This is a genomic window from Larkinella arboricola (genome assembly GCF_003259745.1).
GTDB lineage: Bacteria > Bacteroidota > Bacteroidia > Cytophagales > Spirosomataceae > Larkinella > Larkinella arboricola.
Map to the genome: position 1 here is coordinate 14,003 of NZ_QLMC01000012.1, position 20,275 is coordinate 34,277.

The 20,275-nt window shown below is 49.4% G+C and carries 17 protein-coding genes; 10 read left to right on the top strand and 7 right to left on the bottom strand.

From position 1 onward, the window contains the following. Positions 1 to 90 precede the first annotated feature (90 nt). The 4 genes from LX87_RS27140 to LX87_RS27155 all read left to right on the top strand — a co-directional run bounded on the left by LX87_RS27140 (position 91) and on the right by LX87_RS27155 (position 3,261). The gene (locus tag LX87_RS27140) at positions 91 to 414 is read left to right on the top strand and encodes a hypothetical protein (protein ID WP_111631461.1); all 324 of its coding nucleotides are present in this window, start codon (positions 91 to 93) and stop codon (positions 412 to 414) included. Positions 415 to 416: 2 nt separating this feature from the next. After that, positions 417 to 692: a hypothetical protein gene (locus tag LX87_RS27145; protein ID WP_111631462.1), complete on the top strand. Its 276-nt coding sequence runs from the start codon at positions 417 to 419 to the stop codon at positions 690 to 692. Between the two features lie 13 nt (positions 693 to 705). Then, positions 706 to 2,385, top strand: a complete 1,680-nt coding sequence (locus LX87_RS27150; RefSeq protein ID WP_111631463.1) for a PepSY-associated TM helix domain-containing protein — start codon at positions 706 to 708, stop codon at positions 2,383 to 2,385. A gap of 159 nt (positions 2,386 to 2,544) precedes the next feature. Further along, on the top strand, positions 2,545 to 3,261 hold the full coding sequence (locus tag LX87_RS27155; RefSeq protein WP_111631464.1) for a DUF4198 domain-containing protein: 717 nt from the start codon (positions 2,545 to 2,547) through the stop codon (positions 3,259 to 3,261). A 115-nt stretch (positions 3,262 to 3,376) separates the two neighbouring features. On the opposite strand, the gene LX87_RS27160 is transcribed toward LX87_RS27155, so the two are convergent. Together LX87_RS27160 and LX87_RS27165 are read right to left on the bottom strand one after the other, a co-directional pair. After that, on the bottom strand, positions 3,377 to 3,643 hold the full coding sequence (locus tag LX87_RS27160) for a recombinase family protein (RefSeq protein ID WP_111631465.1): 267 nt from the start codon (positions 3,641 to 3,643) through the stop codon (positions 3,377 to 3,379). A 166-nt stretch (positions 3,644 to 3,809) separates the two neighbouring features. Then, on the bottom strand, positions 3,810 to 4,733 hold the full coding sequence (locus LX87_RS27165) for a hypothetical protein (RefSeq protein ID WP_111631466.1): 924 nt from the start codon (positions 4,731 to 4,733) through the stop codon (positions 3,810 to 3,812). An 844-nt stretch (positions 4,734 to 5,577) separates the two neighbouring features. Between LX87_RS27165 and LX87_RS27170 the strand changes: the two genes are divergently transcribed. Both LX87_RS27170 and LX87_RS27175 read left to right on the top strand, forming a co-directional pair. Next, positions 5,578 to 5,904: a PadR family transcriptional regulator gene (locus LX87_RS27170; RefSeq protein ID WP_111631467.1), complete on the top strand. Its 327-nt coding sequence runs from the start codon at positions 5,578 to 5,580 to the stop codon at positions 5,902 to 5,904. After that, complete coding sequence (locus LX87_RS27175) at positions 5,901 to 8,516, top strand: ABC transporter permease (protein ID WP_170139484.1); 2,616 nt, start codon at positions 5,901 to 5,903, stop codon at positions 8,514 to 8,516. The genes LX87_RS27170 and LX87_RS27175 overlap by 4 nt, the downstream gene beginning before the upstream one ends. Before the next feature lie 39 nt (positions 8,517 to 8,555). On the opposite strand, the gene LX87_RS27180 is transcribed toward LX87_RS27175, so the two are convergent. After that, positions 8,556 to 8,765, bottom strand: a complete 210-nt coding sequence (locus LX87_RS27180; RefSeq protein WP_229310845.1) for a recombinase family protein — start codon at positions 8,763 to 8,765, stop codon at positions 8,556 to 8,558. Positions 8,766 to 9,022: 257 nt separating this feature from the next. Further along, positions 9,023 to 9,946, bottom strand: a complete 924-nt coding sequence (locus LX87_RS27185) for a hypothetical protein (RefSeq protein ID WP_111631469.1) — start codon at positions 9,944 to 9,946, stop codon at positions 9,023 to 9,025. A gap of 536 nt (positions 9,947 to 10,482) precedes the next feature. On the opposite strand from LX87_RS27185, the gene LX87_RS27190 reads away from it, so the two are divergent. The 3 genes from LX87_RS27190 to LX87_RS27200 all read left to right on the top strand — a co-directional run bounded on the left by LX87_RS27190 (position 10,483) and on the right by LX87_RS27200 (position 12,477). Further along, positions 10,483 to 11,370 carry a hypothetical protein gene (locus LX87_RS27190; protein ID WP_111631470.1) on the top strand — a complete coding sequence of 296 codons (888 nt, stop codon included), beginning with the start codon at positions 10,483 to 10,485 and terminating at the stop codon, positions 11,368 to 11,370. Positions 11,371 to 11,848: 478 nt separating this feature from the next. After that, positions 11,849 to 12,055: a hypothetical protein gene (locus LX87_RS27195; protein WP_111631471.1), complete on the top strand. Its 207-nt coding sequence runs from the start codon at positions 11,849 to 11,851 to the stop codon at positions 12,053 to 12,055. Next, positions 12,052 to 12,477 carry a hypothetical protein gene (locus tag LX87_RS27200; RefSeq protein WP_111631472.1) on the top strand — a complete coding sequence of 142 codons (426 nt, stop codon included), beginning with the start codon at positions 12,052 to 12,054 and terminating at the stop codon, positions 12,475 to 12,477. The genes LX87_RS27195 and LX87_RS27200 overlap by 4 nt, the downstream gene beginning before the upstream one ends. Before the next feature lie 194 nt (positions 12,478 to 12,671). On the opposite strand, the gene LX87_RS27205 is transcribed toward LX87_RS27200, so the two are convergent. Further along, positions 12,672 to 13,067 (bottom strand): hypothetical protein, encoded by a 396-nt coding sequence (locus LX87_RS27205; RefSeq protein ID WP_170139485.1) that lies wholly within the window; start codon positions 13,065 to 13,067, stop codon positions 12,672 to 12,674. Positions 13,068 to 13,766: 699 nt separating this feature from the next. Here LX87_RS27205 and LX87_RS27210 point away from each other — a divergent pair. After that, entirely contained in the window at positions 13,767 to 17,621 is a 3,855-nt protein-coding gene (locus tag LX87_RS27210) for a T9SS type A sorting domain-containing protein (RefSeq protein ID WP_170139486.1), read from the top strand. A 175-nt stretch (positions 17,622 to 17,796) separates the two neighbouring features. Here the strand turns inward: LX87_RS27210 and LX87_RS27215 are convergent, their stop codons facing one another. Then, on the bottom strand, positions 17,797 to 18,477 hold the full coding sequence (locus LX87_RS27215) for a site-specific integrase (protein ID WP_229310846.1): 681 nt from the start codon (positions 18,475 to 18,477) through the stop codon (positions 17,797 to 17,799). 860 nt (positions 18,478 to 19,337) lie between these two features. After that, a complete protein-coding gene (locus LX87_RS27220) occupies positions 19,338 to 20,273 on the bottom strand; it encodes an IS3 family transposase (RefSeq protein ID WP_111631476.1) in 936 nt (311 codons plus the stop codon). Positions 20,274 to 20,275 lie beyond the last annotated feature (2 nt).

A 20,275-nucleotide genomic window follows, 5' to 3' on the forward strand; every position in this document is an offset into this window, starting at 1 on the left:
ACATCCTGATGCCACCGAACCAGAGGCTTCCAGGAGCCTCTGGTTCGCTGAGTTTGTAAAGCACAACTGGTAAATCATTCTGAACTGCTTATGCTCACCACCTTGTACTTCGTACAGTTTATCGCCTTTTACCTTTGGCAAATCACGGCTCCTAAACGTCAGCCCGTAGGCGGGTTCTGGACCTACGCGGTAGCGAACAAATCGCAGACGCGTCTTATTGGGGTTGCCTTATCGCTGGCCGCTTGCGTAGGCTTTGTCGCTCAATGGGGTTTGGCAAGTGGCCTATTTGGCTTTTTTGTGGGGTTGATGGCCGTTGGTTGTCTTTCAGTGGTCATCGAGCCGTTGAATTACTTGCGTGTTCAGGGAGTTGCTGCGATCTATATCAGTTGTGTGCTCTTAGAAATGATCCTTTAGCTATGCCAGCCAATAAAAAATACCTGACAAAATCGCCTTGGATAAAATTATCTAAACTACTGGCGGGTTCGCTAGGTGGTTACTTAGTGACCATTAGTTTTCACGCGGCCCTGACCCGCGTGTTTCCGAAGGAATACGTCATGGTGACCTCGTTCATAACGGGCTACCTACTTTGGGCAACGCTTTTATTAGTTGCTTTCCTGATCCCGCAAGCCTGGAAAACCTGGGCCATCTATGCGCTAGCAATAGGGGTCTGTTCAGGCATTTACTTCATTTGAATCGGTTACGGTTATGGACAACAGGAAATACAATATTTATTTCAATACCCATACGATTAGTGGCATCATTATCTGCGCGATTTTGTATGTTATGTTCTTTGCCGGTTCGTTCTCCTTCTTTAAGGACGATTTGGCCTCGTGGCAAAAAAATGAGTCCTATTTGAGCCATGAAGCGGAGGTAAAAAAGAATTTCAACTTTATTCTGGATTCACTCGCCAAACATCATACGCTGAAAGGGCGTGATTTTGACCTGACGATGCAACGGCATCAGGCGGGCGTATACGTTTCGATGACGGCCTCGCACGATCCGATTGTACAAAAACAAAAGAAGCCTAAAAAGAAACCGGAAGGAAGACGTGGCCGGGGTAGAGGTGGAGATGAGGATTCTGCGTTCTTTACCTATGATTTCAGCAAACAGCAGGAGGCTGATTACGCGTCCAGCTATACCATCGGTGAATTTTTGTACCGCTTACACTTTTTAGCGCAACTAAACCAGGTTTTCCCCTTTCGTATTGGCGTACCCTTTGGTTACCTGCTGGCCGGTATTGTCTCCTTCATCTTTCTATTTGCCCTCATTACGGGGTTGCTGCTGCACTGGGACAAGATTGTATCTAATTTCTTTACGTTCAGGCCCTGGAGTAAACGCAAAACTTTATGGACCGATCTGCATACGGTTCTGGGGGTGATCGGTTTTCCGTATCAACTCGTGTTCGCGATAACGGGCGTGATCCTGATCTTTAATTCCTTCCTGATTATTCCCTATACGAAGTTATTTTACAAGGGCAATGAAGAAAAAATATACCAGGATCTGGGGTATGGCATAAAGTCAGATTTTACGTATGCGAACCAGCCGTTGGCCACCCCATTCGATATCAACCGGCTGGTTACTCAGACCGAACAGAAATGGCCCCAAAGCGATATCAGTTTGATTGCCATCCGAAATTACGGGGATGAAAACATGCACGTGGTGATCCAAGGAAAGCCCCATACGGATGCCCAGCTGAATGGTCAGGGGGAAATCATCTACCGGATACGCGACCAGAAGATTATTTCGGAACGTGCCCCGCTGGCAACGCCTTCGTATATACACACAGTCAGAGGGCTCATTTTACGGCTGCATTTTGGCGATTTTGGTGGTAGGCCCCTGCGCGTGGTCTATTTCGTTTTGGGTATTCTGGGCTGTATCGTCATCAACTCCGGCGTGATGATCTGGCTGGTAGCTAGGGACAATAAGAATATTCCCGCCCGTAAACGAACCTTTAATTTCTGGACTGCCAACGTCTATATCTCCTCCAGCTTAAGTATGTTGCCCGTTACGGCTTTCACCATGACGGCATTGCTGCTGCTCAATAAACCGGACCAATCGGATATCTATCATTGGTACTTTTATTCCTGGCTCACCCTGGGCGTTTATTTCCTGATTCGGAAAGATCTGGCCCTGGTGAATCGGCAATCGCTATGCTTATCCATGGTAACCTGTTTTCTACTGCCTCTGGCTGACGGGGTCAGACGCGGTAACTGGTTTTGGAACACTTTTACCCGTGGTGCTTTTGACATCCTGTTTATCGATGTGCTTTTTCTTTGTTTATCGATTATTAGCGGAGTTATTCTGTGGAAGCTTGAGCAGAAAAAGCGTACTCATCCAAGTTCGGTACAGGTAAAAGAGAAAGTTGGCCAATTAGGCACTTCTTGATACAGGATAGCTTAACTGCTAGTGCACCCTCACGCCCGATGGTAACCGATTCCTGCACCCACACTTCGTTTGGTAGACACGGTTTTATCCTTGCCGATCTGAATAAACAGAATCATTCCTTTTCTCATCAAATCAATAGTCCATTTCAACAACCTTGTCATGAACCGATTCAGCTTGCTTACTCTGCTTATTTCACTCCTCAACCTTGCAAACGTATATGCGCATGCGTTATGGATACAAACCAACCCAATTGGCAAAAAGGGCCAGAAACAAACGGTTACCGTTCTTTACGCCGAACCGGGTGAGCCGTCTGAAAAGATTGGCGACTGGTATTCCGATGTCAAATCGTTTGAGTTATGGCTAATCGGCCCCGGTGGTCAGAAAACCCAGCTAACGGTAAGCCCGGCTCAGGACCACTTTACGGCCGAATTTACTCCCGAACAGGACGGCGTTTATACACTGGCTGTCGGCCATGGAGCTAAAGGCCTGGGGGGTACCACTAAATATCAGTTTAATGCGACCGCAGCGGTAACCGTCGGCAAGCAGACCTCAGCGTTGATAGCTCACCCCAATGAATTAAATGTAGCCGTTACGGATGCAGGAAAATCCTACGCCGTAGGCAAGCCGGTGTTGCTGACGGTTGTCTTCAACAGCCGCCCGGCTGAAAAACTGCGGGTATCGGTGCATTCGCCTAGTGGTTGGAATAGAGAAATCCAGACGAATGCAAGTGGTATTGCCGAGTTTACCCCCGTCTGGCCGGGCCGCTATTATATTGAAGCTAGTAAGACCGAAAAGAGGGCCGGGGAACAGGATGGCAAGCCTTATCAGGCAGTATGGCGCTGTGCGACCTATGTGCTTGACGTCATGGAACGCTAATTTAGCATTAAAGGTCATTGCCACTGTATTATCCTCTCAACTGTAAGTTTCTTAGCCATGGGAATATGGGCAGAACCATTAAGTTAGCCCATACTCCTTAGGGCGAGGTGATCCTCTACTCGGATTGTGAGCTAAGGTACGCTTCCAGTTTGGCCCTTTGTTTCGCTACCTTTCCGCCGATGAATTTCATCGACTGCACGATTCTATCATAGCCTTCGACTGGAGCCAATTGCCGACTCGCGCTGGGCAAGGCGCTGATGACTAAGATGGTCCAGTTTTGCCGGGTTAAAAGCCGTTTGACGGTTTCCGCCCGAAACAACATTCCTTTGCGGGTGCGAAAGCCGGGTTCGTTGAGTTGCCGGGCAATCGCCGTTAAGGTCAATTTCTGAAATTGATCAAGCTATAAACATGTTGAGCAGATAGCTTACGGTGTTTAGGCTATATTAGCCATGAGATAGCACCGGATCAACTCATAATCATCTTCCTTCCCCTTTCCAACTCTCCATCAAAATAGGAGAAGACGGCAGACCGTTCGCCGGTATCCTGGTTTACAAAGTAAAGCTCAAGAGACCATCCAGGAGCGGGGCCTTTCTCATCAGCAGCGGATCGGGATCATAAGCCTGCCTGGAGTGCTGTTGGAGTTCGACCAACCCAAACCAATGGGCAAACTGCTCGACAAAGCGCCAGCGGTACACCCGCTCAAATTCCAGCCACGAACCCGCCAGACGAGACGAGGGAATCGGTTCTCGCAAGTGGGGAAAGGCCCTGAGGACTTTAGCCGCATAAAAATCCGTGTTCTGCCATTGACTGCCGTAGCGGTGGACCAGGTACAGCGAATAGGCCCAGCCGAACTGCCCCGCCGGGGTTTGGGCCTGATCCAGATATGCCCAGTTAAAGCGGTGGGTATAGTCCTGGAGCACCTGCTTAAAGAGCACGCTTCGCTGTTTCGCCAAAGCCTGCCCGCCCGCTTTGGTCAACCAGAGCGCATTTTGTCGTTTTTTCACGAAGGGGCTCAGCATCAGGCCCACTTTCAGTGCCTGCAGAAAGGCCACATTGTCCTCGGAAATCTTTTTAGTTATGCCCAGTTCAATATCCTCCTGCACCAGCAGCTTGCATTCATAGAGTTCTCGGCAGAGTGCCAGGGGCAGGTTGCCCTTGAGGGTCAGTTTGATGGGCTGGACGAGTAGGTGCTGATAAAGTATCTCCATCAACACGAAGAAGGGAATTTGATCCAGCAGCGAATCGGCCAGCTCAGGCAGTAAGCACAGCGGTGAGCTACTGCCCCAGGGGTCGCTCAGTAACGGATGCATCTGCTGGGGCGAGAGGCCTTCAAAATCCGGAAGCGGCTGCTGGTTGCGGGCCTGCATAAAAGCGGCCATCTTCTGATTCACTTCTTCGAGTGACAAGTGGCCTTGGGTCACCTCGGGATGAGCTGTGAGGAAGGCTTGCCAGATTTCGTAGGCAACTCCCATAGGACCAGCAGCTTAGAGAAGGGGGTGAGTAGTTCAAAGATATCATAAATTGAAAAGCGAGATTATCATGCCCCGATAAAATCTCTTCCATTCTGATTTTAGCGTTACAACGTTTTCACAACGCTGGACATCGAACCGATCGGAGTCCAAAGAAGTGGGTTTAACATTTATTAAACGTCCGTTTAAGCCTTGTAATAAAATCGACACGTCAATACTTGTGACCGTGGAACACCTCTAGGGCTGGGAAATCAGACAAAATTTACAGAGGCTTGACCCTCGTAGAGCTTTTATGATTTTACAAAAAGGGGCAAATACATTCGTCTACCTTATCACAGACGAATCATTCACCAAGAAGACATTTTAAGTACAAACAAGTATTGGAAAGGGGAAGAGAGGTTCCAAATTTTCCGTTGCGTTACCACAGTCTGATCATTTATTGAAGTGACTTATAGTTACAAATTCATTTGCCTAACCCATGAAGTTGTACTTGCCACATACCTCAAAACAAGCAGAGCTTGTACGATGCACTCATAAAAGCAAGAGTGATTCAAAAATAAATTGCTGTACATTTGGGACTTTCGCAGGATCGGCCTCTCAATTGAGCGGATGATGCTATTTCATGTTTATACCTACACCGTCCGCGAGCTTTCCCATTTCCTATTGCTGCCCCTTATCTCAGTTTATTAGTCAACTTTTTTACCTGTCCAAAACCGTACAGAAACTGTCCGTTTTTGGACAAGATATTCCAGACCGTTCGGGAGAAATGGGTCATTCCTGTTCACAATACCCTTTTTTCGAGACTGGTCCGTCATTTGTTATACATTTATGCAAGTAATCAGGCCATATGAAAGGAACTTACTTAGGCGAATTTGAAGAGGTGGTTTTGCTGGCCGTGGCCATCCGCTCGGGCGACGCCTACGGCGCGGCTGTGGTGAGCGAGATTGAGCAGCAGATGGGTCGTTCGGTAAACTTGGGGGCGGTGCACTCGGCCTTGAACCGACTCCAGGAAAAAGGCTTGGTCAGCTCCGAAATGGGTGGCAGGACAACCGAACGGGGTGGTCGTCGCAAACGCCTGTATGCAGTGACAGCTTATGGTCGCCGGGCCCTCGATGAGATGCGTCAATTGCGTAATCAGATGTGGGACACCATTCCCCGCACCGTCTGGTCATGAAATCCGTCAATCCGCCACCCTTCGCTACCCGCTTGCTGCACTGGTTCTATGCTTCTCCGCAGGCAGAGGAGCTGGAAGGTGATTTGGATGAACTATTTCAGCAACGCGTGCGGGAAGTTGGCTTGAAACAGGCCCGATGGCGCTACGTGCGCGATGTGGTGAGTCTGCTGCGGCCTTCCCTGATGAAACGAAAAGAAAAACGCTATTCAAAACCAACCCATACCACGATGTTGCGTAACTATCTCACCATTGCCTGGCGAAATCTACGGAAAAACACGGCCTATTCTTTTATTAACATCGGCGGGTTAGCGGTAGGAATGACCGTGGCCATGTTGATCGGGCTCTGGATCTACGATGAAGTAAGTTTCAATCAATACCATCCCAACTACGACCGCATTGCCCAGGTCATGCAACATGGTACGTTTAATGGTAAGGTCGATTCCCAGGTGGCGAACCCCGGCGTCCTGGGTCCCGAAATCCGGGCCAAGTATGGCCCAACTTTCAAGTATGTGGTGCAGGCCTCCTGGCCCGGTTCATACATACTGTCACTAGGCGATAATCATGTCTCGAAAGAAGGCATCTATTTTGAACCCGACGGCCCGGTTATGCTGGGCCTGCGCATGCGGCAGGGGACGTATAGCGGCTTAAAAGATCCCTACTCGATTATGCTTTCGGAATCGGTGGCCAAATCCCTGTTTGGGACCCAAAATCCATTGGGTAAAACCCTAAAAGTAGGCCGAAAATATGCTGTAAAAGTAACGGGTGTTTACGAAGACCTGCCCTACAACACCTCCTTTCGGAATGTAAAAGTGATTATGCCGTGGGCATTGTGGCTGATCGATAATCCCTGGGCCAAAACGATGAGAAACCCCTGGGGAAGCAACTTTAGTCAGACATTTGCTCAGGTGGCCGACCACATAACTATGGAAGAGGCTTCGGGCCGAATCAAGAATGTTAAATTGGCCAACGTGAGTAAGGAGGAAGCCCGGTACAACTGGGTGGTTTTTCTGCACCCCATGCGCAAGTGGGAATTGTATAGCGAATTCAAAAATGGCGTGAATACGGGCGGTCAAATCAAATACGTCTGGCTGTTTGGCATTATCGGCATCTTTGTCCTGGTGCTGGCTTGTATCAATTTCATGAATTTGGCCACGGCCCGTAGCGAAAAAAGAGCCAAAGAAGTGGGTATCCGTAAAGCGGTTGGCTCGGTGCGGTCGCAGTTGATCAATCAATTTTTTGCGGAGTCCTATCTGGTGGTGTCCCTGGCGTTCCTGGTGGCGGTGCTGCTGGTGTTAGTGCTACTGCCGCCTTTCAATGAAATAGCCGATAAAAAAATAGAGTTTCTTTGGGCACATCCGCAGTTCTGGCTCATGAGCTTGGCTTTTATTGGCATGACCGGATTACTGGCAGGCAGCTATCCGGCTTTTTATTTGTCTTCGTTTCAGCCGCTGAGTGTCTTAAAGGGTACGTTTCGGGTGGGCAAGTGGGCCGCTATTCCTCGTAAAGCCTTGGTGGTTCTGCAATTTACCGTTTCCATTGTTCTCATTATTGGGACCATCATCGTCTATCAACAAATCCAGCACGCTAAAAACCGGCCCATTGGCTATAATCGCAACGGGCTGGTTACCATGGGCGTAGAGAAAGAAATAAGTGATCATTTCGACGCATTCAGAGCCGAGCTGAAATCGGCCGGTGCCATCGAAGAATTGGCCGTCTCGAACAGTCCGTTGACGGGTGTCTGGAACACCAATGGGGGCTTCGACTGGGCGGGCAAAGACCCCAACCTGGCGGTCGATTTCCCCAACGCCAACGTGACCTATGAATGGGGCAAAACCGTGGGTTGGAAAGTAAAGCAAGGGCGCGACTTCTCCCGCGAGTTCGCGACGGATTCATCGGCCTTCATCATTAACGAAGCCATGAAGCAATTTCTGGGCTTCAAAAACCCGGTCGGCAAAATCCTGAAGTGGGATAATAAGCCCTACACGATTATTGGGGTGGTGAGTGACATTATGGCCGAGTCTCCTTTTTACCCGGTTCGCCCTTCGCTGTATCATATCACCGGTTCGGACTATCAAGGAAATATGGTTCTTCGCCTTCATGCGGCCAAAAGCCCTAATCAGTCCATCGCGCTAATTGAGCAAATATGGCGAAAATACGTCCCCAACGTACCCTTTCAGTATGAATTTGTCCATCAGCAGTACGGGGCCAAATTCAAATCGGAGGAACGGATTGGCACCTTATCGGCCTACTTTGCGGTACTGGCTATTTTCATTTCCTGTTTAGGAATATTCGGCATGGCGAGTTTCGTGGCTGAACAACGTACGAAAGAAATCGGTATTCGCAAAGTGTTAGGGGCCAGCGTTATCAATCTCTGGCAGTTACTCACCAAAGATTTTGCGGTGCTCGTATTGGTTGCCTGCGTGATTGCGTCCCCGATTGCCTGGTACTACCTCACCGACTGGCTGAGAGAGTATGATTATCGGGTCACTATTTCGTGGTGGGTGTTTGTCGTAGCTGCGGCTGGCGCTTTACTGATTACGCTTATAACGGTCAGTTTTCAGAGTATTAAGGCTGCGTTAGTCAATCCGGTGAAGAGCCTGCGTAGCGAATAGCAAGCTACTAGGAGCAAAATGGGGATAACTAGGGTGGTCCTATTTTTCTTTTCCACCCTTCTGCCGAACCAAGAGCCGTTTGACGGTTTCGGCCCGAAACAAGGCTCCTTTACGGGTACGAAAGCCGTGTTCGTTGAGTTGCTGGGCAATGGCCGTTAACGTCAGGTTCTGATACTGGTAAAGTCGGATTAACTCACCCGCCTGTTTGTTGGCCGGGTGGCTGCGGGCGTTCTCCTTAATCACCTCCACGCCTATGTAGCGGTTGTATTAAAGCTACATACAAAATCTACCTTAGCCAAGCGTAAGGTGACGTACTTTAAGCGTCATAGAGGCCTTGTTACAAATCTTAAACGGTCGTTTCCGGTTTGTAACTTTCCTGAGAAGCCCTTACTAGGCTCCTTCCACTAAAAATAAATGATCCGTTTTAGCGAGTTGGGATCTTGGTTCCCCTTTCCAACTTTTCATCAAAATAGGGCAGACGGCAGACCGTTCTTAGGGATCCTGGTTTACAAAGTAAAGCGCAAGAGGCTATCCAGAAGCGGAGTCTTTCGGATTAACAACGGATCGGGATCATAAAACCGCCGGGGCTGCTCTTGGAGTTCAACCAACACAAACCAATGGGCAAACTGCTCGACAAAGCGCCAGCGGTACACCCGCTCAAATTCCAAATAAGAACCCGCTAGGCGAGACGAGGGAATCGGTTCTCGCAAGTGGGGAAAGGCCTTTAAGACTTTAGCGGCATAAAAATCCGTGCTTTGCCACTGACTACCGTAGCAGTGGACCAGGTACAGCGAATAGGCCCAGCCGAACTGCCCCGCTGGGGTCTGGGCCTGATCCAGATACGCCCAGTTAAAGCGGTGGGTATAGTCCTGGAGCACCTGCTTGAAGAGCACGCTCCGCTTTTTTGCCAAAGCCTGCCCGCCCGCTTTGGTCAGCGAGAGGGTATTTTGCCGTTTTTTCACGAAGGGGCTCAGCAACAGGCCCGTTTTCAGCGCCTGCAGAAAGGCCACATTGTCCTCGGAGATCTTTTTGGTAATGCCCTTTTCGATATCTTCCTGCACCAGCAGCTTGCGTTCATAGAGCTCTCGACACAGCGCCAGAGGCAGGTTGCCCTTCGGAGTCAGTTTGATGGGTTGGACGAGTAAGTGCTGATAGAGGACTTCCATCAACCTAAAAAAAGGAATTTGATCCAGTAGTGAATCCTCCATCTCAGGCAGTAAGCACAGCGGTGAGCTACTGCCCCAGGGGTCACTCAGTAACAGATGCATCTGCTGGGGGGAGAGGTCTTCAAAATCCGGCAGCGGCTGCTGGTTGCGGGCCTGCATAAAAGCGGCCATCTTCTGATTCACTTCCTGGAGTGACCAGTGGCCGTGGGCCACCTCGGGATGAGCGGTAATGAAGGCTTGCCAAATTTCGTCAGCGACTCCCATAGAACAAGCGGGCAAGAGTAGTGGATGAGTGCTTCAAAGATACAGGAAATCCAATGCGAGTGGGGCATACCTCGACAAAATCAAGATCTTTGCTTCTATAACATTTTCACAACGCTCGTTTAAGACTTGAAATAAGCTGGATTCTCGCTTTCTTAATCTAGTGAAACCTCGTCATAACATGTTAAGTTACTAATACTACTACAAACAAATACCACAAAGGCGACCGCCGCGCGGGGAAAAGGCATCATTCTAATTCAGATCAACAACTGACACCACTATGCCAAATAACAACAGGTCGTGGTATGGGATTCAACCGCTTTACTAAATTGGTCCAACCAAGCGGGACTAAGACAACTGGTAACGCCAATGTTTTAGTCGTAGTGTTACTAAGGGCTTCCATTACTTATTCCCCCTTGGCTCTGATGGCAGGCTCGCACAATTCACTACATAAATTGAGTAGTATAGGGGCTGCCATTAAGCCCTATAGCGGTAAAACTCAAAGATTGCCGTCTATCTTTACCCTCAAATCGATAACTATGAACAAATTTTTAAAGACCATCACTACCGCGTTTATTGCACTGGTTATATCCTCTTGTGTTTACGGCATAGTCAAAGCATTTACTGGCAACTATCTTGTCAACGCGTCTTTCATCACCAGTGGATTGATTCTGCTGGCCGTTGCTCTCCTGCTTTACGGGGTAATCTACAGCTTAAAAAAAGTTTGGACGCTGAGTGTCGTCCTGATAGCCGTTTTCTTAGAGAGTTGCAACTACGCCAAATCCAACCAGCAAGTGGTTGTGAGTGACGACTGCGGTATGAAATGGAAGCTAATCGGTGCGGGCGATGCCGTACCCCGAGGCACCGGAAACCCCTGCTTTATGAAGGTGGTCATTCCCAACTTTCCCATGCAAGGTGACAGCCGTTTTATTGCCAACCTGAAAGACCGCGTTCGGGCAACGGTTCACATTGATTACGATTACTCCATCACCAAGCCACTGGCCTTCATTGTTCAGGCCAAGTATTTAGGCAAGGCCAACACGAATGCCGATGAAAGTGGGGCGCTGGAACCCTCGGCCTTTGAAGGAGCGGAGAACATGGTCATTGATAAGCGGATCAAGGATGTAAGCAAGTCCCTGTTTTTGGGCCAGGATATTATCGAACTCGATCAGGCCGATCTTGAAAATCACCTTCTGGTTGAATCCAACCAGGCACTCGAGCCCTACGGTGTGCAGTTGAACTTTATCACGCTGACCTTTGATCTTGATGAGCAGACCCGCCAGGCTATTGATGTGTCTACTGCCATGAAGATCTACGAAAGCAAGGGACTGGCCGACGTTGGAAAGCAAGTGATGATTCAACGCGCCGGGGCTACCAAGATCACCGTTGAAAACAAGCTTCCGCAGGCTGCGGAACCCAAAGACTAATTAAGCCCCGCGCCTGCTCTCACCGGGGCAGGCGCCCAAGCACAAAACCCGGCGAAGTAGCCGGGCTTGTCTTGTCCTTTACACGTTTCTTACCGGCTAGAAAGGTAGTTGCCAGACCGTGTCTTTTTCAGGAAAGCATCTGGATTGCCGAGTCTGGCCTACGAACGGTCAGCTTGAATACATGAATAACGATTTAATAAGGTATCCCACTACTTAAATCGTGACGCAAAAGTAACGTTTGCGGGAAAGCATTTGCCATGTAGATCCAACGGCTTCATAAGCGAGCTACAGCAGAAAAATACGTGTAAATAGGTAGAACGACATTCCGACAAAAGTAGAATAGCTCCTTTTTGAGATCACCCCCTTGGTAGTGATAGGTATGAGCAATCTTCCAACTAACCAAGGATTTAAAGGGTCATAGGAATCAAAGGTTAGCATCAAATGAACTAGTTTTGACTTACTCCCAGCCACTTACCCCATGAAAGCTCTCCTACTGCTCCTGCTTTTCACCTCTGTTACGGTAAGTTACCGAAAAACGGTCTTTGAACCGGACCTTACCGATCCACGCTTACCGGCCTACACCCAGAAAGGCAATCAAGTGGGCGGGGCCTTCATTAACGGTGTTGCCTGGCAAACCTATTATTCGGGGCCCCAAGGGGTGAACCCACCCAAAGATGCTTTGTGATTACTAGCGATTCCGCCGGAACCACCACTCAGTTTCAACTTCGGGGAACCCTCCATGAAGGGGCTCACAAAGGCAAAACGGTTTACCTGGACTTTTTGATTGGTCAACTTCACATTACAGCACCGGGTCAACTGCTGGCACTCAAAGGCCGGACCTTTGTGCTGGACGGAAAACAGAACTATGCCGTGCTGGAGGATTACGACGGGGCCTATAGCCAAAATAACCGCATGATCACCCGCTATACTGGCGGTATGGGGGAGTTGCAGATTAAGTATGTCAGGGAGCTAACGCACATGACGGTTAATGCATCGGGCTATTCGTACCATCCTTGCATCATCTCGGGTAGTTTTACTACCACTATCCCGGCCGGTTCGACGCAACTGGAGATCCTGCAGGGGCGTTTTGATTTTATCTACCCCTGATTGTGAGTGTAGCGATAGAAGTGTCCAATAGCAATGCCAGTAGCTTTTCTAGGGAATAGGGTTTTGTTTGCCTCATGAAAGATTCCAACAGATCAACGTCAGAAAGCTGACGTTGAAAACAGGCCCTGAATTGCGGGGATCATGAACTGACCCATCAAAGTGGGTTTAGTTACGAAACGGATTCTGAAGCCTGGCTACAAAGGTGCAATAGAGGAGACAGTCAGGTAGTAGAATCGATAACCCACCGGGCCCGTGATACGCTTTTCACGTTCGTAGTAGCGGCCTGTAAAGCGTACTTGAGTCATGGGCTTTTGATAGTCTACGGGTAGGTTACAGGTAAGTCCCATATCGGCCGAATCCATGCTGGTAGCCACCTGGATTCCATACGTAGCCGCCGTCGAATCATAGTACACGGTGCCCACTGCTTCTTTCAGTTCTCTGACAAAGGCGCCTGCCTGGGGGCAGGGATCTACTCTTTCTTTTTTCTGACAACCGACCAGGAAGGTCAGAAAAGCGATAAGCTTAATGATCGATAGGCAAGGCTTCATACGATTGATGGAAATAAATTTAATTGTTAGAGGCAGAATCACAGGCCGGGGTTGGAATACATCCTAAAAGATTAATTGCTCTATTTATAGGGGAGCAAGGAATTAGGTCACCTTCCCACGTTGTGGAGTGGCCAGCAAACCGGGCCTACTGGATTACCGTAGGCTTCTGAGTTAACACTGACTATCGGCCTGAGTCGCCAATAAATAGGCTATCGACAAAATTGACTCCATTGAAAAAAGCAGGATTCAGATTGGCGACCAAATCATTTCCATCAGCTGTGCCGAGGCTGTTTACAAACGGCTGAAGGGATTACCGTAGGCTGAGCCCTTAGGTAATTTTCGGTGTTCTATTTCTACGAAATAAAACCTCGTGACTGACCTTGGCCCTGAAAATTAGACATTGAATGAGAAGATGAGTTTTTTGACTAAGAGAAGAACGCGGAAGTAGTGATTTAACGTTTATCAAACGCCAGATTAGAAAATGTAACGGAGCAGTACTATTATACAAATAAGATTTGGGAAAGCCTTACTACTGGTTGTGACTCATTAAATCCAGCTTTACATTCAGTTTAAACATACCTTCGACGCAATACCTGGCACAACAGTTGCGGCGAATCCAGTTGATGACAAAGTTTCATATAATCAATTTTAACACCATCGCTTTAGCGTATCTTGTAGTAGATTCACCCAACTTTTCAATTGGAAATGCTTGATAGCCTTAGAAGGCTATTACCCTCTCGTATGGTTCGCGTATTTGTTTTTTTTCTGCTCCTGGGCTGGCTGTTAACGAGCAGTCAACTCACTCAAGCACAATTCGTTAAAAATTATCAGTTTGATTCGCCCATCGTATCGATTCTCGAAAAAGAGCACACGCTTTTTGTCGCTACTCAGCAAAACGGAGTTTATGTTTCGACCGACCGCGGTAAGACGTGGGAAAACCGGTGGTATGACCGTTACATGGATTTAGTGAAAAGGGTGGAATGGCATGCAGTAAACGTCAATTCAATGGTTTTCTGCGGAAACCGGTTACTGGTCGCCACCGATGGAGGAATATTTGTCTCCGATGACCAGGCCTTCAGCTGGCACCGGGGCAACAATCCTTTCGAATATATTTCGCCGGCGGCCCCCATTATTGATAGCAAACCGACCTATACGTCTACCTATTTATCCCTTTCGGTCCAGGGCACTAGGATTTACTGCGTCGAACGGTTTTTTGACCTTGCCAAAGCCACGTATGCTACCCGGATGATTTATTCAACCGATCAGGGGGACAACTGGCACATTTTTTTTCAGGATCCTACCGTAACCGTTGGTGCCGTTACCGCTACGGCAACGGGTGTATACATCGGGGGAGCCTCTGAAGGCAAAACCTGGCTCCGACACCAGCCAACTGGTAGCAACCAATGGCAAAAGGTAGAGCTTAATACCGAAATCGGCAAAATCACGTCCATTCAATTTGACAAGAAGAACATTCTGATTAGTGGCATTCGAGACTGGAAGGATGAGGGCGGTGCCATTTATGGCGTCTTAATTGGCTGCGTGACCTCAACGGATGAGGGGCAGCATTGGCAGCATGCGGATTTTCCCATTTTTGATGGCTTTATAAATGTTCCTGTCCATGCAACGACCGCTGCCCAGGGCCTTTTTATCGTTGGATTGCGGAGTCAGATTGCGTATTCCACCGGTTCTCAGTGGACAACCGATACGCTGGGCCTCTTTCAGCCTAGTGCTTTGCCGGAAGGAGGCATGCTCATCAGCCGGGACACCCTCTGGATGGGCTTCCAGGACTATACCAGCTTAGACGCAGGCTTGCAGTCCAGACTTCCTTCGAGTGGTCATCTAGTCAGACGCCCCCTGAGTGATTTTCAAGCGGATCGTTCCCAACCGCTTCCCCCCGGACTCCTAAAGGCGGATGCCCGCTACCGCAACCAGATTCAACTCAGTTGGCAACGCAGCCATGAAAGGCCGTATCAGTACCTGCTTGAGCGATCGGATAACGACCCGGATCATTTTCAGCAAATTGCCAAGGTGTCAGCCTCGACCCAATTTTATACCGACACCCAGGTACTGAATGGGAATACCTATTTTTACCGCCTGCGGACCCAAGGGGCCACTCCGACCCAGCAATCGGTTTACACGCCCGTTCTTAAAGTGCCCAAACCGCAAATCCGACTGCGACCGGCCTACCTGAGTCGGTTAGAAGATGTTCAGATGCCTTCGAAGGATACGCTTTTTGCCCGGTGTGGGTCGGAGCTAGTTCGTTCAACGGACGGTGGGCAGACCTGGGCCGAGTTGACACCGTGCTTCTTTTCTCATGCCCGGTATGATCGCTTTTCCAGCAAATTTGTAAGCATTTCTTTTCCCACGGCAAAAATTGGCTATGGTTTGATTGACACGGGCATGATGCTCAAAACGCAGGATGGGGGAGAGTCCTGGGTTCTTATTCCCAATCTGGCCGGCCATAACCTGGTTAAAATCTTTTTTGAGAGCCCGGCCAGCGGCTTTGCGTTCGTGCATGATGCCCGGTCCGATGGCGATTTGCTCTATAAAACCACCGATGGTGGGCAAACCTTCCGGCCGGTCGTTGAAGGACTCCGGTTGAGAGCGCTTAAACGCCAGAATGGCTTGTGGGTTGGGTTAGATAATAACCAAAAGCTCGTGTTTACGGCAGACGGCAACACCTGGACGCATAGTGAACAAACGGCTTTCGTTCCCTTTGTTTTCTCCCCTAAGCGGTTTATCGTGGTCGAACGCGATTACAACCAGGATGTCGTCAAGCAAACCCATGACGGCGGTCAAACCTGGGAAGTGCTTAAGCTACCGGTTGGCTATAGGGATCAGATTCATGCGATTCAGTTTATCAACGAAACCGTGGGGTTTATCCTAGGTGGGCCCCTGAACGGTACGGGTCGCCCAGCCTTTGTTTACCGAACCATTGATGGGGGAGCCAGTTGGGTACCGATTCGGACGCCTGAGCTAATCCGGGGTGAAGCGACCGAATTAGCCTTTGTAGGCAACCACTTATTTTTGGTTTGTGAGCCCGATAAAAACCAGGATAACTTGCCTTATTCTTTCCTGGGAAATGTTCTCAGGTCCACCGATGCGGGAGAAACCTGGGAATTTGTCAGCAACATTCATAATTCCCACGACTACACTACGGCATCCGTATCGTTTAGCACCCCGAAAAATGGAGTGTTGCTGACTCGAAATACCCAGGGTGGTTACCACAATTTTTATTACCAAACCGTCGATGGTGGGATTAACTGGTTGAGGAAAAGCCTGGATGATTGGGCTCCGCTCTGGCAGGTAAAATTCATCAATGCGAATGATGGCTTTCTGATCGGACCCAACCTGATTTACTACACCACAGATGGGGGCAAGCAGTGGAGCAAACAATCGGTAACGGCTTTTTCAGTGACTCGTTTACCCTACCAGTATAGTGCCCCGGGGGTCGATTACCTGGTGGCGCATGATGGCTATTTTCAGTTCTTAAGTGCCAAGTATTGGGTGGCCCTCAGTGATGACGATAAACTGTACGTCAGCACAAACCAGGGACAAACTTGGCAGCAGCTACCCACGCCAGTACTACAAAAGCCGGAATTTTATTTTGTCACCGAAAAAATCGGGTATGTCACCGTGACGGGGCCGCACTCGAACACGATTGATCATATCTACTTTGGAGCTCAGTTATACAAGACCACCGACGGAGGCTCCACCTGGGCTAAAGTGGGGCCTATTCGTGACCACGGTTTGTATTTTTTAACCGAACATATTGGGTTTGCGGGTAAGAAGCGGACGAGCAATGGCGGCAAAAGTTGGGAGCCGATTGCGGCTTTTTCGGAAAACTATTATTTGGGAAGTGCCAAGTACCACTTCATTGATCAAAAGACCGGGTATGCCGAAGGCCGACTCCTGACGACCGATGCCGGGGAAACCTGGACATCGCTTGCTTATCTGGATGAAACTACGTTGCATCAGGCCACTATGCGACTCAATACCACGATGCTGGCCGTGGACCGGTTGTACACCCAAGATGGCGTCAAACTCCTGCCCAATGCCGCACCCTGCAATCCCGTACAAATCCTTGGAGACAGTACGGTACTGATCGAACAAACGGCCCAAAGCACGTATAAAGTCCAGGCTCCCCTGTATCGGCCGGATATTGGGTATAGCTGGTCCATAAATACGGGGGGCACGTTCGTGGAAAAGGCCGATAGCGTGACGGTAACGTGGGATAAAGCCACCCCGGCGAATTCCTTTCTGCTGTCGGTGAAAGCCGTTAACGATGGTGGAGAAAGTACACCGGTAAACCGGCTTATTGCCCGTAAACTCATTATCACGGCTACCCAGCCCAGTGTGTCGACCCGGGTGGACGTGTTTCCCAATCCAACTGCGGACCGGCTTCACCTTAAAGCCCCGCCCTCCATCAAAATTCAATCCGTACACTGGTATCAAAATGATGGAAAGGAATTGCACGTGCCCCCGGCTGCAGATGGGTCTTATCCGGTAAGCCACTTGCCCTTCGGAATTTACTGGATCCGCATCCAGCTCAACAGTCACCAAGGGGAGACGAAACGAATCCTGATCGCTCCCTAATGGAGAGAAAAGCCCAGAGGGATGCTTATTCTCCAAGATGGCTACAGAGTAACAACCAGAATCCCGCAGCCAGTCGTTGTTGACCATGCAGATAAAGGGAAAAACAAGCCTCTAAGCCTTGAGTCAATAAAAGCATGTGTCGGTTGGCAGTTGTATAAAATAGACATGAAAAGTCTTACAAGCCTAGGTTCATGGCGGCATTGTGCTGGCGAATATTTTCCAGGCGGGTGTACTTCTGAATCATCAACGTGGTCTTGTGCTTGGTCTGGCGCATGACCTCCGAGTCATCGGCGCCGGCCAGCTTGGCAATGGTGACAAACGAAGCCCTCAGCGAGTGGGCCGAATACGAAGGCCCCATGTAACGCTTGACCAGATCATTCACTGTCTTGCCGGTGAGTCGGTCGGCGGTGAGCTGATCACCCTTGCGCACCCGAACGAACAAGGGATTCCGGCCCACAGAAGCCGTATTCAGCCGACCTACCCAAGCCTGCAGGGTGCGGATGGGACACAGGGCCACTTCGGGACTGTAATAAATGGCCTTCTCTTCGTGATCCCCGTACGGGTTGGTCTTGCTGCGGCCCATTGAAACGATGAGCCCTTCCTCGGTAAAGGAAAGATCCTCCACGTTTAAAGCCACCAGCTCCGAGCGCCGGAAGGCACCGGTAAAGCCTAAAAGCAACAGGGCCTTGTTGCGCAGGCCCGCCAGCGAGTCGGTCTCCATGCCCCTGAGCAACGTTTTCATCCGGTGGAGGGTAAAAGCGGGCGCCTGTTTCTGGCGGATGCCCTTGGTGCGCTTGATGCCCTCCAGCACAATTCGGACTTGTTTGTCGGTGGCGGGACTGTTGAAGCCCCGCACCTGGTGGAGCTTGGAGATGGCCGCCAGCTTACGGGTCAAGGTAGCCCACTTGCAGGTGTCAGCCAGGGGCGCCGCATAAGCGGCCAGGGTGATGGGCAGAGTGGGCAAATCGTCCAAGCCCTGCTCAAAACAGTAGGCTTGAAAGTGCCGCAGGTCGGTGCGGTAGGCGCGCTGGGTATTGGCGGCTCCTTCCAGACCGGTGCGGGCGTAGTGGGCTACGCAGTCGACCAGGGTAGCAGATAAATTCACTGTGGGACCCGAAGGCCTAAGGTCTTTTTTCACACATTGGCATTGTATGGGTTTAGATAAGCAAAAGTAGAAAGAAAAGTAATATTACTTTTGATAACTAAAGTTTATCGGAAGTAACATGAGATTAAGTAATTGATGGTTGAAGGGGGTATTCTGTTTAAATCGTTTAACGAAGCTACCATTAGCTTGATCGCCAGTACCTTTAGAGTTGTCGAGATGACAGCAAATGTCTTGGTCTCACTATCATTTTATAACGGAGTTGTGAAAAGTCATTTACAAGGCGGTGAAAAGTCAAATTCTATCCATTGCTAATGGCGAAGACACACCCAAGTGGGAAAGGGGAATAAATTTGGGGCTGATCAAGCTAGTGAATTGAGTGCTCAAACCAAGGAATTCAAATTAACTCACTCAGGCCAGGTCTCTAATCCGGCTGCAATTCGTAAAGCTCGTTGCACATCTTCCCAATAATAGCCACTATCGTAGTCGTTCGAAAGTCTATCACAGATACTCAGAAAATCACTAGCAGCCTGCACGCGCTGCTGTTGAGCCATGGTAAGATCGGGCTCAGGCGGGATTTGATTTGGTGGGGTGGTCCTGTTTGGCCGGACACTTTACTTATGAGAGTTTAATAAAACAGTTCGATGAAATTGGTTTTCAAAATCAATCGGTGAACAATACCCTAGCGACGAATGCAATCGACGGACGTTATAATGCCCTTCAATGTAATTAAACAACTCATTGCGTGCGTCTTGCAGGTTCATAAAACATCCATCTTCCAGCAACTCCGCTTTTAGACGCCCCCAGAATGATTCTGCATGGGCGTTTTGATAGGGATTTTTCGCTTCAGCCATGCTCTGCCGACACCGCCATTTATCCAGCCGTTGCCGGAAAGAATGACCAAAATACTGACCACCCCGGTCTGAGTGGACGATCAGGCCCGGTTTCGGTTGCCGCTGCTTGAGAGCCTGATCAAAAGCCTGCACAATTAGGCTTTCTTTCATGTGCTTGTCGACCCACCAGCCGACAATCCGACGGGAAAATAGATCTAACCAACTGGCTAGATAGGCCCATTTTCCATCTGCCAAAGGCAAATACGTAATATCGCCAACCCAAACCTGATTAGGTACCGTAGGCTTGCCGAACTCAAGTAACCGGTTAGGGCAAGCCATTAAGCCATGGTTGGAGTTAGTCGTTTTTGGCACGAAACTACGGGGCTGAATCGCTCGCCAATCCTGTTCGTGCATCAATCGGCGAACCCGATGTCGACCCGCCTTTACTCCCTGTTTTTTCAGCGCTTCCAGTACACGACGACTCCCATATCGCCGACTATTGTCCCAAAAGATCGTTTCAATCGCCGTTGTCACGGGTTGATCGTCAATCACTTGTATAAAAATTATGCCGTTACGATAAGCATAATAGCTACTCTTACTAACAGCCAGCACTTTACAAAGCAGTCTGACTGGAAAGGCGGTTTCTTCGGCCTGAATGAATCGATAGATTTGCCTTATGTCTGTCGGCTTGGGCAGCCCCGCTGAAAATGGCGACAGCT

Bases quoted from the DNA above. Each gene is read 5' to 3' on its own strand.
- LX87_RS27175 (WP_170139484.1), top strand. From the start codon at position 5,901: ATGAAATCCGTCAATCCGCCACCCTTCGCTACCCGCTTGCTGCACTGG.
- LX87_RS27170 (WP_111631467.1), top strand. From the start codon at position 5,578: ATGAAAGGAACTTACTTAGGCGAATTTGAAGAGGTGGTTTTGCTGGCC.
- LX87_RS27190 (WP_111631470.1), top strand. From the start codon at position 10,483: ATGAACAAATTTTTAAAGACCATCACTACCGCGTTTATTGCACTGGTT.
- LX87_RS27150 (WP_111631463.1), top strand. From the start codon at position 706: ATGGACAACAGGAAATACAATATTTATTTCAATACCCATACGATTAGT.
- LX87_RS27165 (WP_111631466.1), bottom strand. From the start codon at position 4,733: ATGGGAGTTGCCTACGAAATCTGGCAAGCCTTCCTCACAGCTCATCCC.
- LX87_RS27210 (WP_170139486.1), top strand. From the start codon at position 13,767: ATGGTTCGCGTATTTGTTTTTTTTCTGCTCCTGGGCTGGCTGTTAACG.
- LX87_RS27185 (WP_111631469.1), bottom strand. From the start codon at position 9,946: ATGGGAGTCGCTGACGAAATTTGGCAAGCCTTCATTACCGCTCATCCC.
- LX87_RS27145 (WP_111631462.1), top strand. From the start codon at position 417: ATGCCAGCCAATAAAAAATACCTGACAAAATCGCCTTGGATAAAATTA.
- LX87_RS27140 (WP_111631461.1), top strand. From the start codon at position 91: ATGCTCACCACCTTGTACTTCGTACAGTTTATCGCCTTTTACCTTTGG.
- LX87_RS27155 (WP_111631464.1), top strand. From the start codon at position 2,545: ATGAACCGATTCAGCTTGCTTACTCTGCTTATTTCACTCCTCAACCTT.
- LX87_RS27195 (WP_111631471.1), top strand. From the start codon at position 11,849: ATGAAAGCTCTCCTACTGCTCCTGCTTTTCACCTCTGTTACGGTAAGT.